This window comes from Achromobacter deleyi, assembly GCF_016127315.1.
Lineage (GTDB): Bacteria > Pseudomonadota > Gammaproteobacteria > Burkholderiales > Burkholderiaceae_B > Achromobacter > Achromobacter insuavis_A.
The window spans coordinates 519,831-532,274 of sequence record NZ_CP065997.1 but is presented as its reverse complement, the minus strand read 5'-3'; the positions used below and the strand labels follow the sequence as shown (position 1 = coordinate 532,274).

The following is a 12,444-nucleotide window of genomic DNA, read 5'->3' as shown; positions in this document are numbered from 1 at the left end:
CACGCCGCCGTCGGCCTGCGGAAGCCTTTATCAGTGGGTGACCGGCATCATAAGGTTCAGGGAGCGCAAAACCGCGGGTTGGGGCAGGTTAGGCCGTCTGATAAAGGGAGCGGTCAGAAGGTCCAGCGCCAACTCAGCGTGGCGCTGTGGTCGCGGCTGCCCGCCCCGAGTTGTCCCGCGTAGTTCAGCGCGATCGTCGCATTGCGGCCGGCCTGCGCCTGCAGCCCGGCTTCGAGCAGCGCGGCGTTGCGGGCGATGGGCGCGCCGGTGACGGTAAAGGCCGAGCCGGTATCGAACGCCAGCGTCGAGGTCGGCCGCAGATCGCCGAAGGCGCGGCGCCAGCCAGCGCCGGCCGTGACGCTGCCTTGGAGCGGGCCCATCTGCAGCGACTGGGCGGCGCGCAGGCCCAGCGTGGCCGTCGTGGTGCGGGTGGCCTGGCGCGTGCCCGAGAGCGCGGCGCTGCCTCCGCTTTCCTGGAATGCCCGGCTGCGCAGGCCGGCCCACGCCAGGCCCGCGTAAGGTTCGAGCGTCAGGCCGTTGCCGGGGGCCAGGGTGTAGCCCAGTTCGGTGAAGACCTGGGTGGTGTTGGCGCGATAGCCGGCTCGCAACGTCTGGTCCAGGCCGCCGACGGCGACGCGCCGCCGCGTGTCGATGTCGTGCCAGGTATGGGACGCACCCAGCATCAGGTTGAGCGTGCCGGGACCGGCCTCGAAGGCCTTGCCGCCGTAGGCGAGCGCGCTGTAGCTGTCGATGCCGCCGCGGTCTGCCGTGCCTTTGGTGCGCAACTGGCTGTCGGTGTACCCGAGCGCGCCGCCCAGGCGCCAGCCGGCGCCGAGGGCATGGTCCGCGCCGACGAAGAGACCGGTGGTGCGCAGGCGGACGGCGGTCGAGTCATCGGTCGCGTCCTGGCGCTGCCAGTTGCCGATCAGTTGCGCCCAGACCGGCCGGGCGCGGGAGACGGGCAGCGTGGACGCGGCCGGCGCGGCGTCGCTCAGGCCGGCCGCCGCGATCGGTTCGCCGGGACGCAGGCCCGCGGACAGATTGGCGCGCAGATGCGCCAGGGGCACGTTGCGAATCGTGGCGTCCAGGCCGGGCAGCGCATGGCGGACGCTGGCGTGCAGTTCCCCGGCGAGCGCCGAAAAAAAGGCCTGCGGCGCGCCTTCGGGCAGGTTCAACGCGTGGCGGTAGAGGTCATGCCCGTCGGGCAGGCCGTCGATCGCATTGGCGGCGGCGATGGCGTTGCGCCCGCCGAGCAGATCGGCGAAACGAATCGATCCCGACGGGGCGCCGCCGCCCGCTTCCGGCGGAACCGGATCGGGAGAAGGCGGAACTGGATCAATCACGGGCGGCACCGGATCGGGAGAAGGCGGAGCCGGATCAATCACGGGCGGCACCGGATCGGGAGAAGGCAGAACTGGATCAATCACCGGCGGCACCGGATCAGAAGGCGGAGCCGGATCAATCACCGGCGGCACCGGATCGGGAGAAGGCGGAACTGGATCAATCACCGGCGGCACCGGATCAGAAGGCGGAGCCGGATCAATCACGGGCGGCACCGGATCGGGAGGAGGCGGAACCGGATCAATCACGGGCGGAGCCGGATCGGGAGGGCGCGGCGCGGGCGCTTCCTTGCGCACCAACGTCAGCAGGGCGTCCTGATCGTCATCTGAATAGCTGAGTGTGGGGGTGAGGTACGCCAGGTTGGACGCCACGTCGCCAAAGCGCGTGCCCTTGAACGTGCCGTCGGCGTGCAGGATGGTGTAGGTGGTGTGCTCGGCGTACAGGTCCGATGCCATGGCGTTGACCTTCACGGCCGCGCCGTTGAGCCTGGCGGCATTCACGACATCCAGGCGGTCCGCCGCGGAGGGCGTGACCCGGACGGTGTAGACGCCATCGGTGCCGAAGTCGAGATTGCCGTCGCTCCAGATCTTCGCCGTGGTGGGGGCGTCGTCGTCGCTGCCCAGCGCCAGTTGATTGCGCTGGCCCATGAAGCGGACATCGCCAAGGATGTCGGAGCCGGACCACATGATCAGCGTGTTGTCGTTGCCTTCGAACACGATGGCGGCGCCGCCGCTGCTGTTGAAGCGGCGCTTGTTGGTGACCGTGGTGTTGGAGCCGGCGCGCAGCGCGACGCCGACCTTGCCCTCGGTGGCTGCGGCGGGGACCTCCACGGCGCCCGGGCGGCCGCCTAGTACGACGTCGTTGTTGATGACGGTGCCCGAGCCGATCGATATGCCGCTGCCCCCGTCTCCGCTGGCCGATTTCGGGGTGTAGTAATAACGGCGCCAGCCGCCTTGTCCGCCGGAGATCCGCGCATTGACGATGATGTCCCCATGCCCGAGCACCACGCCATCGCCGCCGCCGCCGGGATGGTTCGGAGAGGGGCCCCCTGCGCCGCCCGTGACGTTGCCGTTCAGGGTCAAGGTGCCGGACTGCACGGCGATGCCGGCGCCGCCGCCACCGCCGCCACCGCCCGTGTGCTGGGCGCCGCTGGCGTAGACCAGCCCGTCGGCGCCCAACGCGCCCGCGCCGCCCCGGACGTCGACCCCCGCGGCCACGGTCAGGCGGGTGTTTTCTCCTCCGAGGATGGCGACGCCGCCGCCGCCGCCGGAATGATCGGGGCCATCGGGGGTGCACGGCGCGGCGCAACTGCCATTGCGGCCGTGCGCGTCGACCGTGATGGTTGTTTCATCGGCGCCGAGGGTTGCGGGGGCGAGACCGCCGGTGCCCGGGCTGTTGGTGGCATTGCCGCCCGCGCCGACCACGCCGCCCGCGACGACGGCCTCCAATCCGCCGCCTTCGCCGCCGCGGATGAGCGGACTCAGGACGCTGTTCTTGATGGCCCGCCCGCCCAGGCCGCCGCCACGCTTGCCCGCGTCGGCGAGCGCCGCGTCCGGCAAGGCCGCGCCGGCGCCCAGGGCCAGCATGAGCAGCGCGGCATACGTGAGGCGATTGGAGGGAGCGGACTGTTTTCGGAAAGACAGGAATTGCATGGACATACCCTACATTTACCGGACGGATGAATGACGTGCCGGTAAGTGTAGGAATGCGAAAACGGCGTTTGATGACCAACCCTGCGTAAAGAAAAACCAAGTTGATCAATGCATGCGGAGATCTCTTTGATTGCGTGAATGTAGGCGCGCAAGGGCGGAGGAAGCGAGCGGGGATGGCAAGAAATCAGACTGCTATCCCGCGCGGCCAGCCACGAATGCGGCAATCGCCTGCGGCGACTTCCCCAGGACGTCGCGCAGCACTTCCTCGGTGTGCTGGCCCAGCAGCGGCGGGGCGCGCCGATACACCACCGGCGAGGCCGAGAAGCGCAGCGGGCTGGCGGTCACGGGCGCGACGCCGCCGCCAGGGTGGGGCAGGTCGCGGCGCAGTTTCCGCGCCTGCGCCTGCGGATGGGCGAAGGCCTGGGCGATGTCGTTGATCGGCCCGCAGGGCACGCCCGCCGCTTCCAGCCGGGCGATCCAGTCATCGCGCCTGCCCTCGCGCATGATGTCCGCGAGCAAGGGCACCAGCGTGCCGCGGTTGGTCACGCGCAGCCGGTTGGTGGCAAAGCGCGGATCATCGCCCAGTTCGGGCGCGCCGATCGCCGCGCAATAGGCGCGGTACTGCGATTCATTGCCGGTGGCCACGATCAGGTGGCCGTCGCGGGCGGCGAACACCTGGTAGGGCACCACGTTCTGGTGGGCGTTGCCGGCGCGCGTCGGCGCCACGCCGGAATTGAAGTAGTTGGAATTCTGGTTGGCCAGCAAGGCCACGTGGCTGTCGAGCAGCGCGATGTCCAGGTGCTGGCCCAGCCCGCTGCGGTGGCGTTCCTGCAAGGCCGCCAGGATCGCCACGGTGGCATACATGCCGGTGACGATGTCGGTGACCGCCACGCCGGCCTTCTGCGGGCCGCCGCCGGGCAGGTCGTCGCGTTCGCCGGTGATGCTCATCAGGCCGCCCATGCCCTGGATCATGAAATCGTAGCCGGGGCGCCGCGCGAACGGCCCGTCCTGGCCGAAGCCGGTGATCGAGCAATAGATCAGGCGCGGATTGATGGCCTTCAGGCTGGCGTAGTCCAGGCCATACTTGGCCAGTCCGCCGACCTTGAAGTTCTCGACCAGGATATCGCTGACCGCCGCCAGTTCGCGGATCAGCGCGGCGCCGTGCGGCGTGGCCATGTCGGCCTCGACCGAACGCTTGTTGCGGTTGGCGCTGAGGTAGTAGGCCGACTCGTTGGTGTCGATGCCCTGGCCGTCCTTGAGGAAGGGCGGGCCCCAGGCGCGGGTGTCGTCGCCGACGCCGGGGCGCTCGATCTTGATGACGTCGGCGCCCAGGTCGGCCAGGTTCTGCGTGCACCAGGGGCCGGCCAGGATGCGCGACAGGTCCAGCACGCGGACGCCGTCCAATGCGGGCGGGCGCGTCATGACCGCACCTCGGCAGTGCCGTGGCTCATGACCACGATGCCGCGCTCGACAGCGCGGGCGATGAAGCGTATCTGGCCATCCGGCATGCGCCACATGTCGCATTGCAGCGTCTCGCCCGGATACACCGGCGCCGAGAACCGCGCGTCCAGCCGGGTCAGCCGCGAGGCGTCATAGTCGCACCAGGTCTTCACCAGCGCATGCGCGGCCACGCCGTAGGAGCACAGGCCGTGCAGGATCGGCTTGGGATAGCCCGCCTGGTGCGCCACCTCGGGGTCGGCGTGCAGCGGATTGCGGTCGGCGTTCAGGCGGTACAGCAGCGCCGCCTGCGGCGGAATGCGCAGGTCGCAGCGGCGCTCCGGTTCGCCCTGCGGCGCGGCGGGCAGCGGCTCGGGGCTGGCATCGCCCTGGCCGAAACCGCCATCGCCGCGGCAGAAGGTGCTTTGCCGCAGGGTCGCCAGGTGCGTGCCGGCGGTGTCGTGCAGCGTGCGTTCGGTGATGACGATGGCGCCTTTGTCCGCGCCCTTGTCGATCACGTGGGTGACGCGGCTCCTGCCGATCACGGTGCCCGACGTGGGCAGCGGCGCGTGCAGCGCCAGCCGCTGTTCGCCATGCACCAGCCGCACCCAATCGATGCCGGCGCGCGGGTCGCTCATCCAGAATCCCGGATAGCCCAGCACCACGCTCATGGTGGGAAAGGCGCAAAGGTCCTTTTCGTACACGTAGCGCAGCTGCCGGGTGTCCTCGGGGTCCTGCCCCAGGCCGATGCCTAGCGCGTACAGCATGGTGTCCTTGTCGTCGTAGCGCTGGCGCACGTCGTCGAAGCGCCAGTGCTTCACGGTCGCGTAATCGAGTGGCATGGCGGCCTCAGATGGGATCCCAGTCGATCACGTCGGGCGAGCGCTCCAACGCGTAGAAGTGCTTGCGCATGGCGGGCACGGCGATCTCGCCGGTCAGCTCGGGCGTCCAGCCTTCGCTGTAGTGCACGCTGCGCAGCGGCCGCGGCTGGCTCATCAGCATGATCTCGTTGGCGCGCACCGCGAAGACCTGCGCGGTGATGGCGCTGGCCGCGTCGCTGGCCAGGTACACGGCCATGGGCGCGACCTTGTCGGCTTCCATTTTCTTGAGTTTCTCGACGCGCGCCTTTTCCTCGTCGGTCTCGGCGGGAATCGAGCTGGTCATGCGGCTCCAGGCGAATGGCGCGATGCAGTTCGAGCGCACGTTGTAGCGCGCCATGTCCAGCGCGATCGACTTGGACAGCGCCACGATGCCGAGCTTGGCGGCGGCGTAGTTGGCCTGGCCGAAGTTGCCGATCAGGCCCGAGGTGGACGTCATGTGCACGAAGGCGCCCGATTCCTGCTCGCGGAAATACGGCGCGGCGGCGCGGCTCATGAAGAACGAGCCGTTCAGGTGCACGTCGATGACCTGGCGCCATTCCTCTTCGCTCATCTTGTGGAAAACCCGGTCGCGCAGGTTGCCGGCGTTGTTGATCACCGCGTCGACGCGGCCGAAGGCGTCGATGGCGGTCTGGATGACGCGGCTGGCGCTGTCGTAGGCGGCCACGCTGTCGGTATTGGCGACGGCTTGTCCGCCGGCCGCGGCGATCTCGCGCGCCACGGCATGCGCGGGGCCTTCGCCGCCGCCTTCGCCGGTGAGCGAGACGCCGATGTCGTTGACCACCACCTTGGCGCCCGCCTGCGCCATGGCCAGCGCGATGCCGCGGCCGATGCCGCCGCCCGCGCCGGTAACCACCACTACCTTGCCGGAAACAATACCGCTCATTGATGCTCACTCCTGATGCCGCGGCGCGCGCCGCGTGGAAAACAGTTCCGCGTCAAACCGTATGGTTTACGGGGTTGCCCCATGGTATGGTCGTCACGGCATTCGAAGAATTCAAAATTAGAAATGCCCCCCTTCTGTGTGGTGGAACATGAGACATGATCTGACTGACCTGCGGCTCTTCCTGAACGTGGGAGAGACGCTCAATCTGACCCGCGCGGCCGAACGCACGTTCCTGTCGCTGCCCGCCGCGAGCGCGCGCGTCAAGCACATGGAAGAGGCCTTCAAGGCGCGGCTGCTGGTGCGCATGGCCACGGGCGTGGCGCTGACGCCGGCGGGCGAGGTGCTGCTCAAGCACGCCAACGCGGTGTTCCGCCAGCTCGAGTGCCTGAACGCCGACCTGCAGCCTTACGCCAGCGGCCTGAAGGGACGGCTGCGCCTGCTGGCCAATACCACCGCCACCAATTCCTTCCTGGCCGACGCGCTGTCGACGTTCCTGGCCGAGAACCCGGACGTGGACGTCGAACTGGAAGAGAAGATCTCGGGCGACATCGTCATCGCGATCCGCGCGGGCGCCGGCGACCTGGGTCTGGTGGCCGGCAACATCGACGTCGAGGGCCTGGACGTGACGCCGCTGTTCCGCGATGAACTCACCGTGGTCACGGCGCTGGATCATCCGCTGGCGGCTTCGAAGTCGGCGCATTTCGCCGACCTGGTCGACGCCTATCAGTTCGTCGGCATTCATCCCGACAGCGCCATCCAGACCTTCCTGGAAGACATCGCCAGCGGCCTGGGCAAGCGCATCTGCCAGCGCGTGCACGTGGGCAGTTTCGAGGCCGTGTGCCGCATGGTCGAGGCCGGCGCCGGCATCGCCGTGGTGCCGCGCGCCTGCGCGGCGCGCTACAGCCGGCCCGATGCGTTGCATGTGCTGAAGCTGGACGACCCCTGGGCCCTGCGCGACCGCTTGTTGTGCCGTCAGCGCGGACGTGACCTGCCGAGCTTTGCCGAGTGCTTCATCGAGCACGTGCAGCGCGCGGCGCGCGGGCAGTAGCCACGGCGGCCGGCGTGCGCCGCTTGGCGCGCGATGTCCCGGCCTTGGTTGGCGGATCGGGCGCGTGGCCATCGCCATGACGCCACAGCGGGCCGGCGATAGTGTCCGATCAGCGAACATGGCCTCCCGGCGAAAGAGGGGCTTTTGAAAATGTGTAGCGGCAAAAGCGGCGGCGCGGCAAATAATAAAAAAAGCCCCGGCCGCGCCTGATGCGCGGGCAGCAGAAAAAATGGGGCCGGCAGGCGGCAAGGCACCGCGTCGTTCCGGTGTGGCTTGCGGCCGCGCCATCGACAAGAACGACTCAGGAGACTGCCTTGTTAGATCCCCAACGCCGCCGCGTCATCGCGGGGCTGGGCGCTGCGTGCGCCACGACTTTGCTGCCCACTTTCGCCCGCGCCGCCACCTGGCCCGGCCATGCCGTGACCTTCATCGTGCCGTTCCCGGCCGGCGGTCCGGTGGACACCACGGCGCGTTTCACGGCGCAGCCGCTGGGCCACCTGTGGTCCGTGCCGACCGTTGTGGACAACCGCTCGGGCGCGGGCGGCATCGTCGGCGCGCAGTTCGCCGCCAAGGCCGAGCCGGACGGCTACAACTTCTTCTTCGCGTCGATCCATCATGCCGTGCTGCCGAGCCTGCGCGGCGACCTGACCTACGACATCACGCGCGATTTCGTGCCGGTGGGCATGGCGGCGGTGTTCCCGATCGTGCTGGTGGTGAACCCGTCGCTGCCGGTGAATTCGGTGAGCGAATTGATCGCCTATGCGAAGGCCAATCCGGGCAAGCTGTCGTTCAGTTCCTCGGGCACGGGCGGCGGCACGCACCTGGCGGGCGAGCTGTTCAATGCGATGGCGGGGGTGAAGATCCAGCACATCCCCTACCGCGGCAGCGCGCCGGCGATGCAGGATCTGCTGGGCGGGCAGGTGCAGGTGATGTTCGCGGACGGGCCGTCGGCGGTGCCGCATCTGAAGACGGGGAAGGTGCGGGCGTTGGGGGTGGGGAATCCGACGCGGTCGAGCATGTTGCCGGGGGTGCCTACGATTGCCGAGTCGGGGGTGCCGGGGTATGAGGCGTATTCGTGGAGCGGGGTGTTGGCGCCGAAGGGGACGCCTGCCGAAATCGTGGCGCGGGTGAATGCGGATATGGTGAAGGTGTTGTCGGATCCGGCTACGGCTCAGGCGATGGTGGCGGCGGGGGCGGAGCCTAAGCCGGGGAGTCCGGAGGCGTTCGGGGCGTTCTTGCGAAGCGAGGTGGGTAAGTGGAGGGATGTGATCAAGACGGCGGGGATCAAGTTGGAGTAGGGCTTTGGGTTCTTCTGGCGCGTGTGCGGGGGCAGGCGGGGGATGGCGGGGCTACGATTGCGGTCCGGAGCGTTCGCTCCGGACTGCCCCGGGCTCAACCTCGTTGCCGCCTTTCGGCGGCTGCCTTCGGTTTCCGCCGGGCGCATCTACACGCCCCGCCATCCCCCGCCTGCCCCCGCACACGCTCGCGATGTGACTCAGCGACGTGGGTTGGGGAGGGTGTGTTCTTGGCATTTTTGCCATCTTCGGCGCGCGGGTGGAGTAGCTTGCGGGGCCCGCCTCAAGACAGGCCGCGCAGGCGGCCTTTTGAGGCTTACGCGGTGTCTTGCAGTGTGGGATGAGGCTGCGCGCTGGGGGCTGAGTGTGCGCTAGCGCAGCAGCGCGGCTTTGGCTTCCTGGTATTCCGTTTCCAGTTGGTTCACCAGTTCGGCCACCGACAGGATTTCCTGGGTGGCGCCGACGCCTTGGCCGGCGCTCCAGATGTCTTTCCAGGGTTTGGGGCGGGAGTTCTTGTCCAGGTTGGGCGGCGGGGCGTCGTAGTTGGGGAGTTGGGTGGGGTCGAGGCCGGCGGCGTGGATGCTTTCGGTGAGGTAGTTGGCGGGGACGCCGGAGAAGTAGGGGGTGTACGTGACGTCGGCGGCCTGGGCGCGCAGGATCATTTCGCGGTAGGCGTCGTTGGCCAGGGATTCGCGGGTGGCGATGAAGCGGGTGCCCATGTAGGCGAAGTCACAGCCCAGGGCCTGGGCGGCGAGGATGTCCTTGCCGTGGCTGATGCAGCCGGACAGGGCCAGGGGGCCGTCGTGGAAGGCGCGGACTTCGTTGACCAGGGCGATGGGGTTGAGCTGGCCGGCGTGGCCGCCGGCGCCGGCGGCGACCAGGATCAGGCCGTCGACGCCGGCGTCCAGGGCGCGGCGGGCGTGGCGCACGGTGGTGACGTCGTGGTAGACCTGGCCGCCATAGGCGTGGACGGCGCGCACCACGGCCTCTGGCGGGTGCAGCGAGGTGATGACCAGCGGCACGCGGCGTTCGGCGCAGATGGCCAGGTCGCCCTGCCAGCGGGCGTTGCTGGGGTGGACGATGAGGTTGACGCCGTAGGGCGCGATTCGCGCCTGTGGATCGGCCTGGCGCGCGCGGGCCAGCTTGTCCTCGATGCGGGTGATCCACTCGTGCAGCTGTTCCTGCGGTCTTGCATTCAGCGACGGGAAGGTGCCGATGATGCCGGCGCCGCATTGCGCCGCCACCAGGTCCGGGCCGGAGACCAGGAACATGGCGGCGCCGATGACGGGCAGTCGGGTCTGCGTGCGCAATGCGGATGGCTTCATAGGCGGGTTCCTGTGTGAGTCAGTTGGCCTGGATGTTGGCGCTCTGGATCACATCGGCCCACAAGGCGTATTCGCGGTCGATGCGCTGTTGCAGGGCGGCGGCGTCGCCGGTGTTGATGCTGTAGCCGCCGTCGGTCATGGCGCGGCGGAAGGCGGGATCCCGCGAGACCTCGGACAGCGCGCGGGTCAGGCGCGCCTGCACGGCGTCGGGCAGCTTGCGCGGGCCGACCAGCGCGTACCAGCCGACCACCTCGTAGTCCTTCATGCCGGCCTCGATCATGGTGGGCACGTCGGGCAGTTCGGGGTTGCGGGTGCGCGACGTGACGGCCAGCGCGCGCGCCTTGCCGCTCTTGATGAACGGGATGGCGGTGCTGGTGATGTCGAACATGAAAGTGATCTTGCCGCTGACCACGTCCATCATCGCCGGCGAATTGCCGCGATAGGGCACGTGCAGCATGGGCACGCCGGCCTGCTTCTTCAGCAGTTCGGCCGACAGGTGGTTCGACGCCCCGATACCGGCCGAGCCGAACGACACGGCGTCGGGGTGGGCGCGGGCGTAGTCGACCAGTTCGCCCACGCTCCTGGCCGGCGCTTGCGGGCCGATCAGCAGCACGTTGGCGTAGTCGACCACCAGGCCGATCAGCGAGAAGTCCTTGCGCGGATCGAACAGGGTGCTGCGCTGGACCAACGGCGACATGGTCAGCGTGGGGCTGGCGGCAAAGCCCAGCAGGTAGCCGTCGGGCGGCGCCTTGGCGGTGGCGTCGGAGGCGATCATGCCGCTGGCGCCGGCGCGGTTCTCGACCACGACCGCCTGGCCGAGCTTGTCGCCCAGGTACTTGGCGAAGACGCGCGCGGTGGTGTCCACGGGGCCGCCGGGGGCGTAGCCCACCAGCAGGCGGATGGGGCGGTCGGGGTAGGCGCTGTCGGCGGCGGCGCTGGCGCCGGTCGCCATGGCCGCCACGGCGGCGGCCGCGGCGAGCAGGGTCTTGATGTTCACGCTCATGTCTCCTTGTGGAATGAGCCGGTCGCGGAGCGGAACAGCAGGGCCGCGCCTACGCCAGCCTTTCTTTCAGCGGTTGCTTGAGGATCTTGCCGCTGACGGTGGTGGGAATCGTGTCGATGCAGTGGATCTGCGCGGGCCGCTTGTACGGCGCCAGCTGGGCGCGCAGGTGCAGCATCAGCAGGTGGGTGTCCAGTCGCGCGCCGGCCAGGGGCTCGACGAAGGCGATGACTTCCTCGTTGTGGTCCTCGGTGGGACGGCCGACCACCGCCGACAGGCGCACGCCAGGGAAGGCGTTGATGACCGCCTCCACCTCGATCGGGTAGACGTTGAAGCCGGAACGGATGATCAGGTCCTTGGAGCGGCCGGCGATGTACAGCGCGCCGCGGTCATCCAGGTAGCCGATGTCGCCGGTATTGAGCCAGCCGCCAGGCAGCAGCGCCTGCGCGGTCTGCGCCGGGTCGCGGTAGTAGCCCAGCATCACGCCGGGGCCGCGGATCAGGATGTCGCCGCGTTCACCCGGCCGCGGCGTGTCGGCGTCGGGACCGCCGATGCGCAACTGCACGCCGTCCACGGCGTAGCCGGCGCTGCAATCGGCCGGCGGCGCGTCGATGTCGGTGATGAACATGGAGCCGGCGTATTCGGTGATGCCATAGCCGTGGTGCATGGCGACGCCGAAGTAGCGTTCGGCGTCGCGCTTGAGGGTGGGGTCGAGCGCCGCGCCGCCGGTGTAGAGATAGCGCAGCGCCGACGCGCGCAGGGTGTTGCGCGGCGGCGCGGCCGCCAGCATGCGGTTGAACATGATCGGCACGCCCTGCAGGATGCTGACGCCGGGATGGGCCAGCGCCTTGAAGGCGTCGGCGGGATCGAAGCGGCTGCGCAGCACCAGGCCGGCGCCGGCATGCAGCGTGGCCATCAGCACGGTGGCGATGCCGAAGATGTGCGACAGCGGCAGCGCGGCGTAGCCGATGTCCTGTGGGCTCAGGCGGCGTGAGGCGGCCGAGACGCCGGCGAAGTGCAGCAGTCCGCGATGCGGCACCATGACTCCCTTGGGGGCGCCGGTGGTGCCGGAGGTGTAGATCACGGTGGCGACTTCGGCGGCCTGGTCGCCGGTCTCGGGCTGGGTCGGGTTGTCCGCATGGCGCGCATGCACGCCCGGACCCCAGGCGGCGGCATCGGCCGGTTGCGCGCCGGCCGCCTCGGCGTGGGCCGCCGCCGCCGATGAGACGCCGCTGGTGTAGAGCGTGACCTCGGGCTGCGCATGGGCGCCGATCGCGGCGATCTCGCGCGCCGACAGGCGCGCGTGCACGCCCACCGGCCAGGCGCCGACAAGGCCGCAGCCGAACAGCGCGACGATCATGGCGGCGCAGTTCTCGCCGACCATCATCACGCGATGGCCCGGTTCGACCCCTGCGGCCGCCAGCCAGCCGGCCGCGGCCTGGGCGCGCTGCCACAGTTGCGCATAGGTCAGGATGCCGCCGCCTTCCTCGTACAGGCAGATGGCGTCGGGCTGGACGCTGGCCTGGCGGGCCAGCAGCTGGTGGATGCGGGTGAGCGGTTGGGCGTGCGACATGGCTGCTGC

The 12,444-nt window shown here is 69.4% G+C and carries 9 protein-coding genes; 2 read left to right on the top strand and 7 right to left on the bottom strand.

What is annotated here, in order from left to right:
• Nucleotides 1-113: 113 nt before the first annotated feature.
• The 4 genes from I6I07_RS31620 to I6I07_RS02290 form a co-directional block, all read right to left on the bottom strand.
• The gene (locus tag I6I07_RS31620) at nucleotides 114-2,900 is read right to left on the bottom strand and encodes an autotransporter outer membrane beta-barrel domain-containing protein (RefSeq protein ID WP_232625871.1); all 2,787 of its coding nucleotides are present in this window, start codon (nucleotides 2,898-2,900) and stop codon (nucleotides 114-116) included.
• 285 nt (nucleotides 2,901-3,185) lie between these two features.
• Complete coding sequence (locus I6I07_RS02300) at nucleotides 3,186-4,415, bottom strand: CaiB/BaiF CoA transferase family protein (RefSeq protein ID WP_198485549.1); 1,230 nt, start codon at nucleotides 4,413-4,415, stop codon at nucleotides 3,186-3,188.
• Entirely contained in the window at nucleotides 4,412-5,272 is an 861-nt protein-coding gene (locus tag I6I07_RS02295) for a MaoC/PaaZ C-terminal domain-containing protein (protein ID WP_198485548.1), read from the bottom strand. Before I6I07_RS02295 ends, I6I07_RS02300 begins: the two co-directional genes overlap by 4 nt.
• A 7-nt stretch (nucleotides 5,273-5,279) precedes the next feature.
• A complete protein-coding gene (locus I6I07_RS02290) occupies nucleotides 5,280-6,194 on the bottom strand; it encodes an SDR family NAD(P)-dependent oxidoreductase (protein ID WP_198485547.1) in 915 nt (304 codons plus the stop codon).
• Between the two features lie 148 nt (nucleotides 6,195-6,342).
• Between I6I07_RS02290 and I6I07_RS02285 the strand changes: the two genes are divergently transcribed.
• On the top strand, nucleotides 6,343-7,242 hold the full coding sequence (locus tag I6I07_RS02285; protein ID WP_006393038.1) for a LysR family transcriptional regulator: 900 nt from the start codon (nucleotides 6,343-6,345) through the stop codon (nucleotides 7,240-7,242).
• Between the two features lie 314 nt (nucleotides 7,243-7,556).
• Nucleotides 7,557-8,540, top strand: coding sequence for a Bug family tripartite tricarboxylate transporter substrate binding protein (locus I6I07_RS02280; RefSeq protein WP_198485546.1), 984 nt, complete (start codon nucleotides 7,557-7,559; stop codon nucleotides 8,538-8,540).
• A 368-nt stretch (nucleotides 8,541-8,908) separates the two neighbouring features.
• Here the strand turns inward: I6I07_RS02280 and I6I07_RS02275 are convergent, their stop codons facing one another.
• The 3 genes from I6I07_RS02275 to I6I07_RS02265 are packed head-to-tail and all read right to left on the bottom strand — an operon-like array spanning nucleotide 8,909 to nucleotide 12,435.
• On the bottom strand, nucleotides 8,909-9,862 hold the full coding sequence (locus I6I07_RS02275) for an NAD(P)H-dependent flavin oxidoreductase (protein WP_198485545.1): 954 nt from the start codon (nucleotides 9,860-9,862) through the stop codon (nucleotides 8,909-8,911).
• Nucleotides 9,863-9,881: 19 nt separating this feature from the next.
• Nucleotides 9,882-10,859: a Bug family tripartite tricarboxylate transporter substrate binding protein gene (locus tag I6I07_RS02270; RefSeq protein WP_198485544.1), complete on the bottom strand. Its 978-nt coding sequence runs from the start codon at nucleotides 10,857-10,859 to the stop codon at nucleotides 9,882-9,884.
• 55 nt (nucleotides 10,860-10,914) lie between these two features.
• Nucleotides 10,915-12,435 carry a class I adenylate-forming enzyme family protein gene (locus I6I07_RS02265; protein WP_198485543.1) on the bottom strand — a complete coding sequence of 507 codons (1,521 nt, stop codon included), beginning with the start codon at nucleotides 12,433-12,435 and terminating at the stop codon, nucleotides 10,915-10,917.
• Between the last annotated feature and the right edge of the window lie 9 nt (nucleotides 12,436-12,444).

Coding starts and splice junctions, on each gene's coding strand:
- I6I07_RS02295 (WP_198485548.1), bottom strand. CDS start 5,272: ATGCCACTCGATTACGCGACCGTGAAGCACTGGCGCTTCGACGACGTG.
- I6I07_RS02285 (WP_006393038.1), top strand. CDS start 6,343: ATGAGACATGATCTGACTGACCTGCGGCTCTTCCTGAACGTGGGAGAG.
- I6I07_RS02275 (WP_198485545.1), bottom strand. CDS start 9,862: ATGAAGCCATCCGCATTGCGCACGCAGACCCGACTGCCCGTCATCGGC.
- I6I07_RS02300 (WP_198485549.1), bottom strand. CDS start 4,415: ATGACGCGCCCGCCCGCATTGGACGGCGTCCGCGTGCTGGACCTGTCG.
- I6I07_RS02265 (WP_198485543.1), bottom strand. CDS start 12,435: ATGTCGCACGCCCAACCGCTCACCCGCATCCACCAGCTGCTGGCCCGC.
- I6I07_RS02290 (WP_198485547.1), bottom strand. CDS start 6,194: ATGAGCGGTATTGTTTCCGGCAAGGTAGTGGTGGTTACCGGCGCGGGC.